Here is an 18,733-nt window from a genome sequence, read left to right as displayed (position 1 = left end):
GGTTAGAACTGGTTCTCCACAATCTCGCTCAGTACCTGGGTGATGTCGAGGCCGGCGGCGCGCACCTGCTGTGGGATGAAGCTGGTGGCGGTCATGCCGGGTGTGGTGTTGATTTCGAGCATGTTGATGCAGTCGTTGCCCTCGGCATCCTTGGTGATGATATAGTCGATGCGGATGATGCCGTTGCAGTGCAGGATGTCATAGATGCGGCTGGTCTCCTCGGCCACGGCTTTGGCGGTGGCGTCGGCTATGCGGGCAGGCGTAATCTCCTGCACCTGACCGTTGTACTTGGCGGCGTAGTCGAAGAACTCGTTGCTCGTCACCACCTCGGTAGCGGGGAATACCACCGATTTCTCCTTGGTCTTGTAGCAGCCTATGCTTATCTCTGTGCCCTGCATATAGCGCTCTATCATCACCTCGTTGCTCTCCATGAACGCCACGCGCAGTGCGGCAGCCAGCTGGTCGGGCTCTTTCACCTTCGACACGCCGAAGCTCGAACCGTCGGCAGCGGGCTTGACAAAGCAGGGCATACCCAGACGGCGTGCCACCTCGTTCTCGTCGATCTCCTCGCCACGGCGCACCAGGATACTGTCGGCCACGTTGACGCCGAAGCCTCTCAGATAGTTGTTGAGCACATACTTGTCGAAGGTCATAGCCTCGACCAGCACGCCGCTGGTGGAGTAGGGCACATGGAGCAGGTCAAAGTAGCCCTGCATCAGTCCGTTCTCGCCGGGGGTGCCGTGGATGGTGATGTAGGCGTAGTCAAATTCGACGACCTTGCCGTCGCATACGAAGGTGAAGTCGTTCTTGTCTATCTGTGCAGTGGTGTCATTGGCGAGCTGCACGTGCCAGTCCTGTCCTTTGACATCCACGATATATACATTGTAACGTTCTTTGTCGAAAAACGAATAGATGCCCTGTGCCGAGCGCATAGAGACATCGTGCTCTGATGAGTCGCCGCCGCAAACGATGGCGATGTTTCTTTTCAGTTCTTTCATCTTTATCCTTGTTTAGTTTTCTGCAAAAGTATTTTTGGTTGTTCCTGCGATAAACGTACGCCACTTCTCGATGAGCTGGCGCATGTCTTCAGGCCACTCAGACGTGAAGTCCATCTGCTTGCCCGTGGTGGGATGCACAAAGCCCAGTGTGCGGGCGTGGAGTGCCTGCCGCGGACAGAGTGAGAAGCAGTTCTGCACAAAGGCGCGGTAGGAGGCGCTGCGCTCGCCGCGCAGGATTTCCATGCCACCGTAGCGCTCGTCGGCAAAGAGGGGATGGCCTATCGACCGCATGTGGGCGCGTATCTGGTGGGTGCGACCGGTCTCGAGAATGCACTCGATGAGGGTGACATAGCCAAACCGCTCGATGACGCGGTAGTGTGTCACGGCGGGCTTGCCAATGCCCGAGTCTGGCGCAAATACAGCCATGCGCAGACGGTCTTTAGGGTCGCGCCCGATGTTGCCTTCGATACGTCCTTCGTCGTCCTTGACGTTTCCCCACACCAGGGCATTGTAGCTGCGATGTGTAGTCTTGTTGAAGAACTGCAGTCCCAGCTTGGTCTTGGCGTCGGGAGTCTTGGCTACCACCAGCAGACCGCTCGTATCCTTGTCTATGCGATGCACCAGACCCACCTCGGGGTCGTTGGGGTCGTAGCCCTCGACATCGCGCAGATGCCAGGCGAGGGCGTTGACCAGCGTACCCGTGAAGTTGCCCACGCCGGGGTGAACCACGAGACCGGCGGGCTTGTTGACCACCATCAGCTGGCTGTCTTCATAGACCACATCGAGTGGTATGTCCTCGGCCTCGATAGAGGTGTCGTGGCGCGGACGGTCGAGCATGAGCGTGACCACATCGCCCGGGCGCACGCGATAGTTGCGCTTCACGGGGCGGTCGTTGACATGCACAAAACCGGCATCGGCGGCACGCTGTATGCGGTTGCGGCTCGAGTGCTGCAGCTTTTCGAGCATATACTTGTCTATGCGCAGCGGCTCCTGACCGCTGTCCACGACAAATCTGAAGTGCTCGTAGAGCTGGGGTTCGCCTTCGAGTTCGTCTATATCTTGCAGGTTGATGTCTTCGTCTGTCATTATGCTTTATATATATAATAAGGTGTAGCCCCCGAGCCTATTCGGCTGCCGTCGGCGGAGCTTTGACCTCTTCAAATTCGTCCACCTCGCCCGCCGACTCGTTCTCGTCAAACGGGTCGATAAAGTTGATGGAGTCGGCTTCGTCTACCATGCCGTTGCCAGCCTGTACCACTATCGGGTCGTCGACAGCCACGCGGTCGCCCGCCGACACATGGCGTCCGTGTACGGTGATGCCATAGACCCAGTCCTTCTCGCCGGGCACGCGTTGGGGTGTGCCGAGCCTGAAGCCCATGGCAGAGAGTCGCGCCATAGCTTCGCGCAGCGAACTGTTGTCTATCACGTCGGGAATGGTGAGGGTTGGGGTATGCAGCGAGTTGATGGTGACATAGATTACGTGTCCCGACTTCACCTTGTCGCCCGCTGCAGGCGACTGGCTTAGGATGCAGTCGGGAGGGAGAGTCTTGACATAGCCGGTATCATTGACCACCATCACCAGATTGAGGTCGGCCATGATACGGTCGGCGTCAGCAAAGCGCTTATCCTTCAGGTTGGGCACGGTTATGGCTTCGCCATGATGGGTATAGGCGTCGAGGGCGAACTTCACCCCTATCACCAATGCCAGCACCACCAGTGCCATAGCGCAGAGGTTGCCCCACAGATAACGGCTTTTCAATTTGCCAATAATATCGGATGAATTCATCTGTCGTAATTTTCTGCACAAAGTTAGTGCAAACCGAAGACAATACAAAGAAAAAACGTATGTATTTTCATTTTGTATTGTTGAGGTGCCGCCGTAACTTATGTAAAGTTAGTGCAAACCGAAGATATTACAAAATAAATCTCCTTTATTTTTAATATTGGTGAGTTCGAGAAGGCCGCCATGGCGTTTAGCATCATCCGAAGACGCCGATAGTAATGCCAAAAGCCACTTCGCTGGCTCGTATCGTATGGCGCGGATGCGCGTTTCGGAAGGCACGGACACGCGTTTCGGAAGGCACGTACACACGTTTCGGACGATACGAGCCGGCGGAGTTGGTCAGGATATTTGTAGAGGTGGTCTCCAGCGTCGCAGAGAGGGTCAGGAGATTTGTGGAGGTCATCAGAAATTTTGTGGAGATAGTCATAATTTTCGTAGAGGTCATCAGAAAAATTGTGGCGATGGTCACGGGGTGCACAGAGTTGGTTGGTAGGGGCGCGTGGTTATCCGTGGGGTGCGATGGGTTGGTCGGTCGGGGTGTGTGGGTGTCCATGGGGTGCGATGCGATGGTCGGTCGGGGCGTGTGGTTATCCGTGGGGTGTGACGGGTTGGGTCGGTTGAGGTGTGTGGGTGTCCTTGGGGTGCGATGGGTTGGCTGGTAGGGTTGTGTGGGTGTCCGTGGGGTGTGATGGGTTGGTTGGTCGGGGCGTGTGGGTGTCCGTGGGGTGCGATGGGTTGGTTGTTCGGGGTGTGTGGGTGCCCGTGGTGTGCGGTGAGAGGATGGTGCGCACCCTTGGCAACTCTGTAGGAGTTGCGATTTCATAGCCCAGGGTTGAGGTGCGCAGCGCCTCTACCCTGGGTACAAAGATAAAAGATAAAGCTACTCTGAAGGAGTTGCGATTAGCCGTAGGCGTTACCCGCAGCGAGGTTTTCCCGGTTTATATTTTATGATAATTTTCCCATGAGGGAACGTTCTCGGGTTTGGAACATTTGATAATTTTCCCCTGAGGGTAACGCCTACGGCTAATCGCAACACTTACAGCGTTGCATGGCTGGTGGGGTGGATACCCAGGGTAGCGTGCTTCGCCCGCAACCCTGGGCTGGGGAATCGCAACACTTACAGCGTTGCTGTTGCTTGTGTAAGCCCCTCCCCGAACTCTCCCCAAGGGGCAGGAGTTCCACATCAAGCCCCATTCCAACCCTCCTAATGCCTTCTTCAAGGTGAAGGAGTTCCAACGGAAGCCCCATCCCAGCCTTCCCCAAGTGGAAGGAGCACCAACTGCTGGCCTATCCCAGCCTTCTTCAAGGTGAAGGAGTACCAACAGAAGCCCCTCCCGACCTTTCACATGGGGAAGGAGCGCCATCCAAGTGCCTTAAACACTGTGAGATGGGACTCCCGCCCTTTGGGGAGGGTTGGGGAGGGGCTTCAGTTGGGGGCGATTCTGGGGCTATTGCCCCTGGCTATGACTCTGGAAGACTACTTGCCCATGACAAACTCGAGGGTGCCACCTGCCATGATGTCTGCGTAGGTGATGTAGTTCTTCTTATACTTCTTGCCGTTGAGCTTGACCGCCTTGATGTAGCAGTCGTCGGCGCCGCGGCGGTTGGTCTTTACGGTGAAGGTCTTGCCGTTGGCGAGGGTGATGTCTGCGCGGCGCAGCTGGGGCGAGCCGAAGCTGTATACGCCCGACGCGGGGTCTACGGGGTAGAAGCCCATGCTCGACCAGATGTACCATGACGACATCTGTCCGCAGTCCTCGTTGCCCGAGTAGCCGTCGATGCGGTTGAAGTACTGCTCGGTCATCACCTTGTTGGTGTAATACTGCGCCTTGCGGTCTGCGCCGACCCAGTTGTAAAGGTATGCGCAGTGGTGGCTGGGCTCGTTGCCGTGGGCGTACTGTCCTATAAATCCGCTGGCATTGCCGCCGCCGTCGAGGTCCACTCGGGTGGTGTCGGCGAAGAGGTGGTCGAGCTCCTTCTCAAACTTCTTGTTGCCACCCATGAGTGCTATCATGTCGGGCACATCGTGGGGCACGAAGAAGTTGTACTGCCAGGCGTTGCCTTCGGCATAGGGGTGCATGCCCTTGGGTCGGTAGGTGTATGGATTGAATGGCTCCATCCACTTGCCGTTCTCGTCTTTGGCGCGGAAGAAACCAGTCTTCTCGTCGTAGATGTTGCGGTAGAGGTGGGCACGGCGGTTGAAGTATTCATAGTCGTCCATCTTGCCCAGGTGCTTGGCGAGTCGCGCCACGCAGGCATCGTCGAAGGCGTTCTCGAGCGTGATGGAGACTGACTCTATCTGTCGTGTCTCGGGCAGATAGCCATACTGCTCGAGCAACTTCCATGGCGACTGGCGGTGCTCGCGCATCGAGGTGCCGCGCACAGCCTCGTAGACGCGCTCGGCGTCGACTCCGGGCAGGCCCTTGAGGGCTGCGTCGACCATGACGGGTATGGCGTGGTTGCCTATCATGCAGTAGTTTTCAGATCCCCACAGCTGCCAGATGGGCAGATAGCCATAGACGTCGTACTGGCGCAGCATGCTCTTGACCATATCGCCCACTCGCTCGGGCTTGAGCAGTGCATAAAGCGGGTTGCAGGCACGGAAGGTGTCCCAGAGGGAGAAGGTGCTGTAGTGGGTCTCGCCCTCGGGCAGACGGGCGTCGGTGAAGTCGGAGCGTGTGTAGGCGCCGTTGACATCGGAGACGGTGTTGGGCTGGATATAGGCGTGGTAGAGGCCGGTGTAGAAGATGGCCTTCTGGTCGTCGGTGCCGTCGATGCGTATGTTGGCGAGCTCCTTCTCCCAGGCTGCCACTGCCTGCTGCTGGACAGTCTCGAAACTCCATCCGGGGTTCTCGGCCTCCATGTTTTCGCGGGCATTGTCTACGCTCACGGGCGAGAGCGCCACCTTGACGATGAGGGGTTCGCTCGACGCACCGAAGTCGAGGAAGCAGCGGGTGTCGCGGCCGTTGGCCACGTCGCCGTCTACATAGACCTCCTTGCCCTGGCGGAATGTCTTTGCCACTACGGGGCGTGAGAACTGGGCGTAGAAGTATACCTTGCGCGCCTTCTGCCATCCGCTGAGCATGCGGTAGCCCACCAGCGTGGTGGCGTTGACGAGGCGCAGCTGCGAATTGAAGATGATGGTCTTGCGGTCGCCGCCACGGTTCTGCCCGGCGTGACTCATGTCGAACGCCAGCGTCTGGGGCTTGCCTGCTGGATAGGTGATGCGGGTCATGCCCGTGCGGGTGGTGGCGGTGAGCTCGGTGTTGATGCCAGAACCGTCGAAGCGAACCGCATAATATCCCACGGAGGCCTTCTCGTTGTCGTGGCTGAAGGTGGCGGGGTAGAGGTCTTCGCCCTGCAGACGGGTGATGGGCTCTACCGATGGCTGCATCATCACGTCGAGCAGGTCTACACAGCCGGTGCCGCTCAGATGGGTGTGGGCGAAGCCGTAGATGGTGTTCAGGCTGTAGTCGTAGCCCGACGCGCCGTCGCCATTGGGGCATACAAACTCTTCGGGGCTCAGCTGGACCATGCCAAAGGGAGTGGTGGCGCCGGGGAAGTTGCCGCCCTTGAGGCTGTGGGCATCTACCTGGCCGGTGCCGATAAACGGGTTGACATAACGCGTCACGCCCTCGTCGGTCTGTGCCCATGAGGGCATGGCGGCCATGAGTGCCAACGCTAACATGCAGTGCTTGATGATTTTCATAATGGTAACTGTCTATATATATAATATGGTGCAAATATAAAAAAAAGTAAGGACAACGGCGAAGACGGTGGCTGAAAAACTGCGGACGCGGACAAATATTGCAGCCAACAGCCTAAAAACCACAGCCCCACCCTCGGCACGCTGCGCGCCGAGGGGCGTGGGCGCAGGGCTGTGGCGCGGGCGGCATGACGGCTGCTGCGGGGCGGCAACCGTGGCTGACGACGAAGCGAGGGCAGACGGGGCGAGGGGCAAGGGACGGCCGGTGGCGCAGGGCAGCCGCCCAAGCGGCGTGGGGCAAAGTCTGATGACCGTGGGGGATAAAAAAACACGTTTGCAGATGGCTTGCGGCATCTGCAAACGTGATGATAATCGTATCTGTGGCGGGCTCGGGTACGCCCGAGCGAGCATCGGCGAGGCTCAAGATGCGGGGGAGCGGACGGGGCGCGGTCTATCCCCGGATGACGCGGCGATAGACATCGAGCACCTGGGCTCCCACGTTGTTGCCCTCAAACCGGGCTACATATTCCATGCTGCGGGCTATGCGCTCGTCGCGCCCGGGAGCTCCCACGAGCACCTGGCTGATGGCATGGGCCATGGCGCGGTCGTCGTCGGGGTCTACGTAGAGGCAGTCGGGGCCTCCCGCCTCTTCCAGACAACTGCCCGTGCAGCCCACTACAGGCAGTCCGCTCTGGATGGCTTCGATGATGGGCACGCCGAAACCCTCGTAGCGCGAGGGGTAGACACACGCCTCTGCCATCTGGTAGAGCGAGGGCAGGTCGGCATTGGGCACACCGCTGAGCCAGCGCACCCGGTCGCCCAGTCCGTGGGCGGCGATGTAGTCCTTGACCTCCTGCGCATAGTCGGTCTGCCGGCCCACGATGACCAGCGCCACATCGTCTATGTGCTGCAGCGCCTTCACCGCCAGCAGTATGTTCTTGCGTCGCTCCACGGTGCCCACGTTGATGATGTAACGGCTGGGCAGCACGTAGCGGGCGTGCACATCCTGGAGTTTGGCATCGCTCTCGCGCAACTTGAAGTGGGTGCTGCAGCTCTGGTAGATAACCTCGATGTGGTCGGGGTTTACGTGGCCGTAGTGCATGATGTCGCGCTTGGTGCACTCGCTGATGGCTATGATGCGGTCTGCCTGGGCTATGGTGCGGTGGAATTTCCATGTGTATATCTTCACATCGGCCCTGTTGTAGTACTCGGGATGTCGCATGAAGATGAGGTCGTGGATGGTGACCACCGTGCGGATGCCGCTGCGATGGATGCCCAGCGGGAGCTCGCCCGAGAGTCCGTGGTAGAGGTCTACGGCGTCGCGGCGCAGGTCGCCCACGATGCCCCACGAGCGCCAGAGCCACTTGGGCATGTGGCCGCGGGGGTAGACAAAGTCCATATTGGCGGTGGTGCGTACCTGGGTGCGCAGGTCGTCGCGTCCGGCGTCGGGGGCGTAGAGCAGCAGACGGGTGTCGGCATCGATGATGCCCGCGAGGTCGTTGGCCAGATTGCGTCCGTAGCTGCCCAGCCCCGTGCCGTTGCGCACGATGCGTTTGGCGTCAAGTCCTATTTTCATGTTGTCGGTGTTAAAGCAGTGGGGGCAACTCGTAGAGACGTATGCCGTTGCTGCCCTTGATGAGGATATAATGGTCGCGTATGTCGTTGTCGGCGAGGGCTTGCTTGACCTCCTCCACATCGGCAAACTTGCGATACGCGGTGTCGGTATGGGCAAACTCTTCGCCCACGAGCCACACATCCTTGAGTCCGAGAGAGGCTATGTGGTCTGCGATGCGCTGGTGCTCCTCGTGGGAGGCGGCTCCCAGTTCGCGCATGTCGCCGAGGATGGCCATCTTGTGGTCTACCTGCATGAAGGCGAAATTGTCTACCGCCGCCTTCATGCTGGTGGGGTTGGCGTTGTAGGCATCCACGATGAGCGAGTTGCGCTGGGTCACGGTGAGCTGGGAGCGGTTGTTGCTCGGGATGTAGTGCTCGAGAGCATGGCATATCTGCTCGGGGCTCACGCCGAAGCGGAGTCCGATGGTGATGGCTGCCAGCATGTTGGTGATATTGTATGTGCCTATGAGGTGGGTCTGCACGCGGTAGGTGGCGCCGTGGGTCCACTCGAAGCAGAGGAACGGGGCGCTGCTAACCACTCTTCCCATCACGTCGGCAGGGCTTGCGGCATCGGCAGAGTAGGTCATGGCGTCGTCGAGATGACGCTCGGCGGCCATGGCGGTGAGGTAGGGGTTGGCGGCGTCGATGAAGGTCTGGCAGTGGTGGGCGGCGAGGAAGTCGTAGAGTTCGCCCTTGGTGGCCATCACGCCCTCGAACGAGCCGAAGCCCTGCAGGTGGGCTCGACCCACATTGGTAATCATGCCGCAGGTGGGCTCGACATACTCGACCAGCGCGCGGATGTCGCCGGGATGGGATGCGCCCATCTCCACTACGGCTATCTCGTGGGTGTCGTTGAGTCGCAGCAGCGTCTTGGGCACTCCCACATCGTTGTTGAAGTTGCCCTCGGTGTGCATCACGCAGTAGCGCTCGGCGAGCACAGCCGATACGAGCTCCTTGGTAGTGGTCTTGCCGTTGGTGCCCGTGATGCCTATTACGGGGATGTCGAACTGGCGGCGGTGCTCGCGTGCCAGCTCCTTGAAGGTGGTCAGACAGTCGTCGACCAGGATGTGTCGGCCGTCGTCCTTATAGTATTCCTTGTTGTCTATCACCACATAGGCACAGCCCTTGTCGAGGGCGGTGTCGGCGAAAAGGTTGCCGTCGAACGAGGCGCCCCTGAGTGCGATGAAGATGCTTCCCTCCGGACAGTTGCGGCTGTCGGTGGTTACGGTGGGGTGTTGTTGGTACAATTGGTATAATTGTCTGCTATCCATAGCTTATGTCATTTACATCGCAAAAGTACAAAAAATATTTTACCTTGAACCACAACGGACCGAAAAATGTGCGCACGGTGCAGACGATAGCCTCTATTGGCGTCGGGATGACGCCCGCCGGCGCGGATGTAGGCTATGGATGGGTATATATAAATAAGGTGGGGCTGCGGTGCATGAACGCGTTCTCTCGCCGTGCCGCCTGCTGGGGCGAAGATGCCGCAAAATGTCTTGTCCCTTTTCAGGGCTCCGCCCTATGCGGCGGTGCGTGGTGGTGGATGTTGCCGAGAGGGGCTTGGCACAATGGCGGACCTTTTGGGGTTGCTCTTTTTTTCGTGTTTCTGTCCTTTGCGATCTATCCCTTTATGTAATAATGTTTGTGTTGATAATCATGCCGTCAGTGTGTGCTTGACCGCGGTGTGTGAATGTTGACAAAAAGTTGAAAAATGGAGTTTCTACGCTTCTGTCAGATTGACATAGGTCAAGAAAGGGGGGGGGGGGGGGAATACTTCATGGAAATTTTCGGTTAGAGGATTTTAATGGGTACCTTTGCACCCCAGAATTAAGCAAACTAATTATTACTTCAGAAATTAGATAGAAAACAAAAGTTATATAAGTTATGGAATTAAGTACAAGTATGCTTAAAAAAATTACCAAAGTTACATTTCTTTTCTTTCTCCACATGCTTTTTGCAGCCTCGATTGCTCAGGCGGCAGACAAGCCCGTGTATCAGGAGACTGACAGTAGTAAACCCAATTATCTGAGCAACCGCCGTGCGCTGGTTGGCCCCGGATGCAGTGTCAACTCGCTGTTTGACGGAGTCAAGGTGATAGGTGGAGTCAAGGACTTGCAGAACCTCGTGGATGAGGACTTGTCCAATTATGCCTCTTTCCCCTCGCTTGCCGATGTGGGCGTGGCGGTGGCTCCCATCGTGAGCGTCAAGGACCTCGACAATGCATATGCTGCTGGTACTGAGGTGGGCTTCTCGCTCCAGGGTAACACCAGCGCTGCGCTGTTGAAACTCGACGTGAGCACCTTCTATCGCATCTGGTTCTACCGCAATGGAGAGAAGGTGGGCGAGGCTGCCGTCAAGGAAGGTCAGGATGTCAAGGGCCTTGAACTGAAGCTGATAGAGCTCCCCGGCAATAAGGACTTTACCAAGGATATCACTGCCACAGCCCCTGCCGAGTTTGACGAAATCAAGTTGGTCAAGGCTGGTGTGGACGTGGCTGCCCTCGGCACATTCAATGTGCGCTATGCTTTTGTAGGCAAGGCCAGAACCTTTACGCTTACCAAGAGTGGTATTGAGGAGTATAACAAATTGACCGGCCAGAACATCACCGTGAAAGGACACGGTGAGCCGGGTGACCATTGGGCAGTAAACGCAAGTAACCTGGTGGACGACGATTTGGAGAATGGTCGTGCGGTTGTTGTCTTGTTGGAGGTGTTCTCTTCTCTTCCTGCTACAGTAACTGCTGATAATGGCATTAAGAATAAAGAGACCTTCAAGGCTGGCACAGAGGTAGGATTTGTCTATACCAACACTACCGGACTGGACCTGTCTGTGGCCAAAACAATCAAACTGACCCTCTACGATACCAATAACAAAAAAATAGATGAGTACTGGGCTTCTGCCTCTGTCCTGGGCTTGACTGCAGGAAAGGTTGAGAAAGGTACGTTCCTTATCAAGGCTCCCAAAGACTTCTCTTCTGCCAAGATTACATTCCCAGGCGTATTGTCTATAACCGCAGGTGAGGTCAAGGTCAACTACGCCTTCATCCGTATGGCTTCGGAGATAGCCTCGCACCATTGCCCCATCAATGTGGTAGCCAGCAAGTCGGTGTGTGATTGTAACAATGAGTATCAGCTCGACTGGAACAAGGACATCGATGTGACCTGGAGCGTGGACAAGGAACCCCAGGGTTCTCACGCTACTGTGGACAATACCGGCAAGGTGACGCTCAGCGTTCCCGGCGAATACCGCTTCAAGGCACAGGCTGCAGATGGCTGCTACGAGTACACCACCCTGGGTTATGGCAATGTGGCTGCCTATGATGCTGCCAAGAACGGCGAGAAGATACTGGTCAATGTAGACAAGAGCAGTCCTCTCTATGAGCTGACCGACCGACGCGGTGGCGGACTGTCTATCTCGAGCGGCGTGAAGAACAGCAGCGCGCTGCTGTCTAAGGACCTGCGCAACTTCAGCTATCTCAAGGCAAGCGTAGACCTGATTGAAAACAAGGTGCTGGCTGGTGTGAAGAGCATCGACGGCAGCAACCTCGCCGAGGGATTTGACGGTAAGATGAAGGCAGGATTTGTGGTTGCCACCAATACCACCGGACTCACTGCCAATGTGCTCGACATATTCAATGTACATATATATAATAAAGGTGAAGAGGTCAAGGTAAATGCCACCAAGCACTGGAGTACCATCTCCGCCGGACTGGCTGGCAGCGGCCAGATGCAGAAGATGCGCTACAGCATTGAACTGCCCAAGGGTACTGTGTTCGATGAGATTGTGCTTCAGAAAACTGGTGTGCTGAGCGCTGACCTCTCTCAGTTTAATATCTATTATGCATTTGTAGACGACGCCGAGAATACCACTCCTTCAGAGGACCTGCTCTACAACGCCACCATCATCTCTCACAAAAATACAGACGCCTCTATCGACTTCAAGAACAGCGATGTGTTCAGTGTAGCCAATATCGGCAACGGCATAGACAACATCGCCAATGTGATAGACGGCAACCTCAAAAATGGTGTCAATTTCCCCTTGGGTGCCAATCTGGGTGGAGCCAAGCTCGCAGTCAACATGGGCTGTGTGGCTACTCCCGGCCAGCAGCTGGTGGTAGTGATGGACAAGGTGAAGTTGGGTCTGGGTGTGGAACTGGGCAATGCGCTCAAGATCATCACCAGCCTGAAGGGTGAGAAGCAGGAAGAACTGACCTCATGGAAGGTGCTGGGCGCAGACATCATCGGCGACGGCGGCGAGTCGTATGCCATGCTCAACCCCACCAAGGAGTTTGACCAGGTAAGCATCGTTCCACTCAATGTACTGGGTGCCCTCACCAATATCAAACTCTATGGTCTGGCTCTGCGCAATGATGCCAATGAAGACGGTGTGCCCGACGTGGTAGACCCCGAGCCATGTGCCCGTGAACTGGTGCTTGACGAGGACTATGCACTTGCCGAGGAAAGCAGCATGAACAATGTGCGCATGGTGCTGCACCGCACTCTCGCCAAGAACGTAACCGGTGACTATGCCTGGAACTCCATCATCCTGCCCGTAAGCATGACCCGCGCCCAGATAGACCAGGCTTTCGGTAGCGATACCAAGCTGGCCGAACTCTCCAAGGCCGAAGACAAGTGGATATACTTCAAGGAGATGGCTCGTCCTGCCAATGACGCCGACGTGGTGCTCAATGCCAACGTACCCTACCTTATCATGCCTTCGCGCGAGGCCGACCTCGATGCGAACGCCCAGTATGAGTCGATGAAGAACGGTATGGTAAACGGTCCTATCTACTTCGCTACCGGCATCAGCTACGAGAAGCCTGCCACGATGGAAAACAGCGTGAGCAGCAACGAGGCCGAGGCAATTGACTTCTGCGGTTCTTACGAGAAGTCAACAAAGGTTGCCGCCGGTTCATACATGATGAGCAAGGGCAATCTGGTACACACTGCCATAGACCATAACATCAAGCCCTATCGTGGATGGCTCAACGTGGTCTTCGGCGGCCAGCAGCAGAAGCAGCTCAGACTTATCGACGTAAACGGCACCACTACCGACATCAAGAACATCGGTGAGATAACCACCAAGCGTGCCACTGGCATCTATACCATCGGAGGCCAGCGCATGGAGAGCGACAATCTGCCCAATGGCGTGTATATTATCAATGGTGTAAAGGTAATCAAAAAGTAAAAACGATATAAACAGACTGATAAAAATGAACAAGAAACTTTCATACGAGGCACCTCGTACTACAGCATACAAGATAGAAGCATCATCTGCCATCCTCGCTGCATCAGGCGGCTGGACCAACTCTGACAAAGAGCATGGATTTGACATCGTAGAAGAAGATGTCAACAACCCGTACGACGACAACGACTTTTAGTCAGTAGCAGAGACATAACCATAAGCGCCGGCAATTCCAAACAGGAGTTGTCGGCGCTCTTGCATAGTATGGGGGCGTGTATATAGGGCAGTCGTTCCAACAGGGGCCACTTCCCAGTTCTTGCCATGGGGGACTTGGGCCGCGATTACATAGTCAAGGCTTGCGGTGTGTTACTCGCTGTTGATATGTCTGTGCAGGCTGCTATGAATGACGCCATCGGCTAATCGCAACACTTACAGGGTAGCTATGATATGTACCCTACAACCGGCACTTACAGCGTAGTTAAGATATGAACCGTGTAACCTCTGCTTCGTCTTGATGTTTCTGAAGCCCCGCTCGCTGGCATTGGAAACACGGGCTGTCGGCGCTACGGATGAACCTCTATTTCCTGTTGCTTAGAGTGATGGCTAATGATATGAAGGCAAAGGTAATGCCCACGATGCATACGCCTAACCAGTTGGCTCGGTTCCATAAATATCCGGCACAGAATGTACCGAGTGAACCACCTATAAAGTATGTGGTCATGAAGATGGTGTTGGCACGGTTGGAAGCATGCGGAATCTCTTGCAGGCATCCGCTTTGATTACTGAGTTGCTGACATTGCAATCCTATGTCGACCAGGATGATGGCTGCGATGAGCCCTGCGTAGGTGTCGCCGAAGAGCAAGGCTATTCCCCAGGCCATAATCTGCATGCTTGCTCCGAACAGACTGAATTTACGAATGCCGAACTTAGGGACCTGTTTGCCTATGCCACTTGCCGCCACAGCACCCATGATGCCGCAGAGTCCGAGCATCCCTACCATGTCGCTTCCTGCCCTGAAAGGTGGCTGAGCAAGATGAAAGGCGAGGCACGACCATATGGCCATCATGCTGCCGAAACCAAAGGCGGCACGGATGGAGTAGATGCGTACCGAGGGGTGGAGAATGATAATCTCTGCCATGGTGTTCATTAGTCCTCTATAAGTACCTTCATAGTTGCGTTTCATCTCTGGCATCATCAATAGCATCACGCCCATGCAGATGAGCATCACGAAGGCGGCGATAATAAACATCTCGCGCCATCCCAGCCATTCGCCGATGTAGCCGCTAATCACTCGTGAGGTAAGGATGCCCGTAAGTAATCCGGATAGTACAACGCCCATATTCCTGCTCTTGTTCTTGGGTGCAGAAAACTGTCCTGCGATCGGGATGAAGAACTGTGGAATCACGGAACAGGCTCCTATCAGCAACGAAGCCCCCCAGAGCATCCACACGTTTTGTGCCACTGCCATCACGATGGCCATCACGGCAGCGATGCTCATATTGAAGAGGATGAGTCTCTTGCGTGAAAACATGTCGCCCAGGGGAATGAGGAAGAATAGGCCAAGCGCATAGCCTATCTGCGTAATCACGGTGATGAGGTTGGCGCTCTGCTCGGTAATGCCTATGTCATGACGGATTAGTTCGAGCAACGGTTGGTTGTAGTAGCAGTTGGCTACTGTGAGTCCTGCGATGATGGCCATCATCAGGAGAATGTTGCGGGGAATACCTTGATTTTCTTTTAGCTGTATCATTTGGGTCTGTTTCTTATTCCTTTGGGACAGCAAAAGTACTACAAAGTTCTTTAATTACATTGTTCTTAGCGTTTTTTTATTGCTGCCACGCTAAAGTGGCGGGATAATGCTCATAGGGCGGCTGGTATACTGAATGGAGTATGGTGAACCTTTGTCCATGAGTCAGTTCTCTTTTGGCATCTTCCCTCTGTTTGTGTTTCGGCATAGTCTGCCATGTCTTCAATCTATCCCTGAGACAATCTGCTCAAAAGCGACACGGATATGAGCTGGAGTCTGAGGACCGATTTGGGGGTCAACAAAAGAAACAGGGTTGCGGGAATGGAACCTGCAACCCTGAAGTGAGTGGTTGCCGCACTGATGATGCGGCGGGTGATAAGTGCGCTATATACCTTATTATATATATAGCATTATCTCTTGGACAGAACTTCCTGCTCGTACTTCTGTACCTCGGCGATGTACTGCTCGGCTACAGGCACATTGTTCTTGAGGTTGAAGTAGTCGAATACGGCGCCGAATGGGAGGGTCTTCATCTCCTCGAGGAGGGCGAGGCGCTCGAAGCCCTTGCCGTCGTCCTCGTACTTGCGCAGTGTGGCAAGCGGCTCAAGGAATGCCTGGAGCAGAGACTTCTGGGCTGCACGTACGCCGATGACGTAGGCTCCAATGCGGTTGATGGATGCGTCGAAGTAGTCGAGGCCGATGTGGGCACGGTCGAGGGCGTTGGCACGCACAAGCTCGGTGAAGAGGTTGCGGGTGTTGTCGTCGAAGAGTGTCACGTGGTCGGAATCCCAGTGCATGGGGCGGCTCACGTGGAGCATCAGCTCGGGCACGAAGAGGAGGAGGCTTGATACCATATCGCTCACATTCTCGGTGGGCTCGTAGTGGCCGGTGTCGAGGGTGTAGATGGCGTTGTTCTTGGAGCAGTAGCCTGCGAAGAAGTCGTGAGAACCTACGGTGTAGGCTTCGAGACCGATGCCGAAGAGCTTGGCTTCGAGACAGGACTTCATGTGGGGCAGGTCTTCGGCGAGGATTTCGTCGAGGCTCTCTTTGAGAATCTGGCGGTAGCGGTAGCGCTCTACGGTGAGGTCCTTGCTTCCGTCGTGAACCCAGATGTTCATGATACAGGGGTCGCCCTGTGCCTTACCCATGGCATCGGCGATGCGGCGGCAGCGCTTGGTGTGCTCAATCCAGAAGTCGCGGATGGACTTGTCGGGATTGGCCAGCGAGAGGTCGCCACTCTTGGGGTGGGAGAAACTGGTGGAGTTGAAGTCGAGCTTCAGGTTGTGCTCCTTTGCCCAGTCAATCCATCCCTGGAAGTGGGAAACTTCTACCTGGTCGCGGTCTACAAACTTGCCGCCGAACTCGCCGTAAATCTCGTGGAGGTTGAGGCGATGGTTGCCTGCGAGCAGGGTCTGTACTTTCTCTATATCCTGACGCAGCTCGTCGATGTTGCGTGCCTTGCCGGGGTAATTGCCTGTGGCCTGGATGCCACCGGTAAGAGCCGAGTTGCTCTCAAAGCCTGTCACGTCGTCGGCTTGCCAGCAGTGAAGTGATATAGGGGTCTTCTCGAGTTCGGAGATGGCTTTGTCGGTGTCTATGCCAAATTCAGCGTAACGCGCCTTGGCGATGGCATAGTTCTGTTCAATGGTTTCTACTTTCATGATTTTGTTATTTTTTTGGTTCATATTTCTTAATCTCTACCGAGTTGGCTATGATATGGCGCATCTGCCAGATGTCATCCACCTCTCCGGCTGCTTTGGCCTGGAGCATCACGTTGCCCAAGGCAGTGCCCTCCTGTGGGCCTGCCAGTACGGTGATGCCGCAAGCGTCGGCGGTAAGCTGGTTGAGGAAGTCGTTCTTGGAGCCGCCTCCGATGATGTGGAGCACCTTGATGTCGGTCTCGCTGAACTCGCGCAGGTAGCCCAGCACCTCGCTGTAGCGTCGGGCGAGCGAGTCGAAGATGCAGCGGATAATCTGTCCGTGGGTTTCGGGCACGGGCATACCGTGGTCGCGGCAATACTGCTGTATGGTGGCTACCATGGAGTCGGGATTGGTGAAGCAGGGGTCGTCGGGGAAGATGAAACTCTCGTTGTCCTCTATCTCCCAGGCTTCCTTCTGCAGCTCGAGGTGTCCCAGATGGCGCAGCTCTGACCATTCCTGTCGGCAGCGCTCGTAGAGCCACATGCCGCAGATGTTCTTGAGGAAACGTGTGGTTCCGCCTACGCCGCCCTCGTTGGTGAAGTTGAGCTCGTAGCTGCGGTCGTTGATGATGGCTTTCTTGGACTCGATACCCATGAGGCTCCATGTGCCGCTGCTGAGGTAGGCAAACTCTTCGTCCTTGGCGGGCACAGCGGCTACGGCGCTGGCAGTGTCGTGTCCGGCTACAGCTATCACGGGCACGGCGCCGAGTCCGGTCTGCTTCTGCACGGCCTCGTTGATGGTGCCGATGATGGTGCCGGGGTGGGTGAGTGTGCCAAACTGTTCGCGCTTCAAACCTATGCTCTCAAGCAGGCGCTCGTCGAGGTCGCCCGTGGTGGGGTTGAGCATCTCTGAGGTCGAGGCGACGGTGTATTCGCAGATGGCGTTGCCGGTGAGCATGTAGCTCAGCGCGTCGGGCATGAAGAGTATCTTCTTGGCATTGCACAGTGCCACGTTGCCCATCTCGCCCATGGTGTAGAGCTGGAAGAGGGAGTTGAAGTTCATGAACTGGATGCCGGTGCGCTGATATACCTCGGCGCGGCTAATCTTCTCTTCGAAGTAGCGCTCCATCATGCCCATGGTGTGTGGGTCGCGGTAGGCGAGTGGGTTGCGCAGAGGCTGGCCGTCGTCGCCAATGCATACGAAGTCGCATCCCCAGGTGTCGATACCTATGCTCGTAATCTCAATGCCACGCTCGGCGACGGTCTTGAGTCCCTTGATGATTTCATTATATAGGGCAAAGAGGTCCCAATAGAAAAAGCCATTGACATTGATTAGAGGATTGCCAAAACGGGTAATCTCCTCCAAAGCAACCTTGCCGTCTGCAAGGGTGCCTATGATAGTTCTTCCGCTGGTTGCGCCTAAGTCAACCGCAAAGAAACACTTTCTATTCTTCATGATTTGTGTAAGATTTTTAGTTTTTCTGCAAAGTTAACTGATTGTTGGCATTGCGCATCTTGTTTTTTGACCTTAATTCATAAGTTTTTGACAATATCTACACATAATTATATTATATATATGCACGTGGGGGGCTGGATGGACGCGCGGGAATGGTATCGGTGGGGGCCTGTTTGACGATTATGGTTGTCGGGGCGTGTCGTGGTGGTGGCTGCGGGTGTGGTGAGGGTCGAGAGGCGTCTTCGGGTGCTTTTTGCGGTTTTTCCCGCTCTTTGGGCGTGGGTGGGATATGAAGCGAAGATTGGCTCTGGAGCCACTAAAATCGTGACAAAATGGGCGAAAATGGCCTCTTTTGTCAAAATATGCGAAAAAATTGCGTTTATTTTCAACTTTTTTTGTTGAAATGTTTGGTTTGTGTTGAAAAAAGCTATACCTTTGCATCCGCTTTCGAGAATGAAACACTTCTCCTGAGCGCTGAAGAAAGAGTTCTTTGAAAGATTTAAGATAAACAGAAGAGTAGTAGTACAAGAAGCGAGCGGCTTCCGGAGCGATCGGGAAGCCACTTGGGTAAAATGAAGCTACCGTCAATAGATATAGAGACA

The 18,733-nt window shown here is 55.6% G+C and carries 14 protein-coding genes; 3 read left to right on the top strand and 11 right to left on the bottom strand.

The window, feature by feature from the left end; all coding sequences use genetic code 11:
* Positions 1-2: 2 nt before the first annotated feature.
* From CIK87_RS11140 to murF, 7 genes are all read right to left on the bottom strand, one after another.
* Positions 3-998, bottom strand: coding sequence for a D-alanine--D-alanine ligase (locus CIK87_RS11140; RefSeq protein WP_022310342.1), 996 nt, complete (start codon positions 996-998; stop codon positions 3-5).
* 12 nt (positions 999-1,010) lie between these two features.
* Positions 1,011-2,084, bottom strand: coding sequence for an RluA family pseudouridine synthase (locus CIK87_RS11135; RefSeq protein ID WP_022310341.1), 1,074 nt, complete (start codon positions 2,082-2,084; stop codon positions 1,011-1,013).
* A 37-nt stretch (positions 2,085-2,121) separates the two neighbouring features.
* Positions 2,122-2,784, bottom strand: coding sequence for a PASTA domain-containing protein (locus CIK87_RS11130; protein WP_094387233.1), 663 nt, complete (start codon positions 2,782-2,784; stop codon positions 2,122-2,124).
* A 193-nt stretch (positions 2,785-2,977) separates the two neighbouring features.
* A complete protein-coding gene (locus tag CIK87_RS14085) occupies positions 2,978-3,208 on the bottom strand; it encodes a hypothetical protein (protein ID WP_144008201.1) in 231 nt (76 codons plus the stop codon).
* 1,050 nt (positions 3,209-4,258) lie between these two features.
* Entirely contained in the window at positions 4,259-6,490 is a 2,232-nt protein-coding gene (locus CIK87_RS11120; RefSeq protein WP_094387231.1) for a GH92 family glycosyl hydrolase, read from the bottom strand.
* Between the two features lie 448 nt (positions 6,491-6,938).
* Entirely contained in the window at positions 6,939-8,063 is a 1,125-nt protein-coding gene (locus CIK87_RS11115; RefSeq protein ID WP_094387230.1) for a glycosyltransferase family 1 protein, read from the bottom strand.
* 10 nt (positions 8,064-8,073) lie between these two features.
* Positions 8,074-9,372 (bottom strand): UDP-N-acetylmuramoyl-tripeptide--D-alanyl-D-alanine ligase, encoded by a 1,299-nt coding sequence (gene murF, locus CIK87_RS11110; RefSeq protein WP_094387229.1) that lies wholly within the window; start codon positions 9,370-9,372, stop codon positions 8,074-8,076.
* 5 nt (positions 9,373-9,377) lie between these two features.
* Here murF and CIK87_RS11105 point away from each other — a divergent pair, with 5 nt between their 5' ends.
* The 3 genes from CIK87_RS11105 to CIK87_RS14410 all read left to right on the top strand — a co-directional run bounded on the left by CIK87_RS11105 (position 9,378) and on the right by CIK87_RS14410 (position 13,484).
* On the top strand, positions 9,378-9,740 hold the full coding sequence (locus tag CIK87_RS11105) for a hypothetical protein (RefSeq protein WP_094387228.1): 363 nt from the start codon (positions 9,378-9,380) through the stop codon (positions 9,738-9,740).
* Between the two features lie 266 nt (positions 9,741-10,006).
* On the top strand, positions 10,007-13,291 hold the full coding sequence (locus tag CIK87_RS11100) for a hypothetical protein (RefSeq protein ID WP_144008200.1): 3,285 nt from the start codon (positions 10,007-10,009) through the stop codon (positions 13,289-13,291).
* Between the two features lie 25 nt (positions 13,292-13,316).
* Positions 13,317-13,484 (top strand): hypothetical protein, encoded by a 168-nt coding sequence (locus CIK87_RS14410; RefSeq protein WP_158215049.1) that lies wholly within the window; start codon positions 13,317-13,319, stop codon positions 13,482-13,484.
* 381 nt (positions 13,485-13,865) lie between these two features.
* Here the strand turns inward: CIK87_RS14410 and CIK87_RS11095 are convergent, their stop codons facing one another.
* From CIK87_RS11095 to CIK87_RS14560, 4 genes are all read right to left on the bottom strand, one after another.
* Positions 13,866-15,038: an MFS transporter gene (locus tag CIK87_RS11095; RefSeq protein WP_094387226.1), complete on the bottom strand. Its 1,173-nt coding sequence runs from the start codon at positions 15,036-15,038 to the stop codon at positions 13,866-13,868.
* A gap of 407 nt (positions 15,039-15,445) precedes the next feature.
* Positions 15,446-16,696, bottom strand: a complete 1,251-nt coding sequence (locus CIK87_RS11090) for an L-rhamnose isomerase (RefSeq protein ID WP_094387309.1) — start codon at positions 16,694-16,696, stop codon at positions 15,446-15,448.
* Positions 16,697-16,703: 7 nt separating this feature from the next.
* A complete protein-coding gene (rhaB, locus tag CIK87_RS11085; RefSeq protein ID WP_094387225.1) occupies positions 16,704-18,131 on the bottom strand; it encodes a rhamnulokinase in 1,428 nt (475 codons plus the stop codon).
* A 180-nt stretch (positions 18,132-18,311) separates the two neighbouring features.
* The coding region (locus CIK87_RS14560; RefSeq protein ID WP_216822762.1) for a hypothetical protein at positions 18,312-18,733 on the bottom strand (422 nt) is incomplete at its 5' end.

The sequence above is a fragment of the Prevotella sp. P5-64 genome (assembly GCF_002251285.1).
Classification (GTDB): Bacteria; Bacteroidota; Bacteroidia; order Bacteroidales; family Bacteroidaceae; genus Prevotella.
The sequence above is the reverse complement of the archived record's forward strand: the minus strand, read 5'-3'. Positions and strand labels throughout refer to the sequence as shown.

Bases quoted from the DNA above. Each gene is read 5' to 3' on its own strand.
- CIK87_RS11115 (WP_094387230.1), bottom strand. From the start codon at position 8,063: ATGAAAATAGGACTTGACGCCAAACGCATCGTGCGCAACGGCACGGGG.
- CIK87_RS11140 (WP_022310342.1), bottom strand. From the start codon at position 998: ATGAAAGAACTGAAAAGAAACATCGCCATCGTTTGCGGCGGCGACTCA.
- CIK87_RS11120 (WP_094387231.1), bottom strand. From the start codon at position 6,490: ATGAAAATCATCAAGCACTGCATGTTAGCGTTGGCACTCATGGCCGCC.
- CIK87_RS11105 (WP_094387228.1), top strand. From the start codon at position 9,378: ATGTCATTTACATCGCAAAAGTACAAAAAATATTTTACCTTGAACCAC.
- CIK87_RS14085 (WP_144008201.1), bottom strand. From the start codon at position 3,208: ATGACTATCTCCACAAAATTTCTGATGACCTCCACAAATCTCCTGACC.
- CIK87_RS14410 (WP_158215049.1), top strand. From the start codon at position 13,317: ATGAACAAGAAACTTTCATACGAGGCACCTCGTACTACAGCATACAAG.
- CIK87_RS11130 (WP_094387233.1), bottom strand. From the start codon at position 2,784: ATGAATTCATCCGATATTATTGGCAAATTGAAAAGCCGTTATCTGTGG.
- CIK87_RS11095 (WP_094387226.1), bottom strand. From the start codon at position 15,038: ATGATACAGCTAAAAGAAAATCAAGGTATTCCCCGCAACATTCTCCTG.
- CIK87_RS11100 (WP_144008200.1), top strand. From the start codon at position 10,007: ATGCTTAAAAAAATTACCAAAGTTACATTTCTTTTCTTTCTCCACATG.
- CIK87_RS11135 (WP_022310341.1), bottom strand. From the start codon at position 2,084: ATGACAGACGAAGACATCAACCTGCAAGATATAGACGAACTCGAAGGC.
- murF (WP_094387229.1), bottom strand. From the start codon at position 9,372: ATGGATAGCAGACAATTATACCAATTGTACCAACAACACCCCACCGTA.
- CIK87_RS11090 (WP_094387309.1), bottom strand. From the start codon at position 16,696: ATGAAAGTAGAAACCATTGAACAGAACTATGCCATCGCCAAGGCGCGT.
- rhaB (WP_094387225.1), bottom strand. From the start codon at position 18,131: ATGAAGAATAGAAAGTGTTTCTTTGCGGTTGACTTAGGCGCAACCAGC.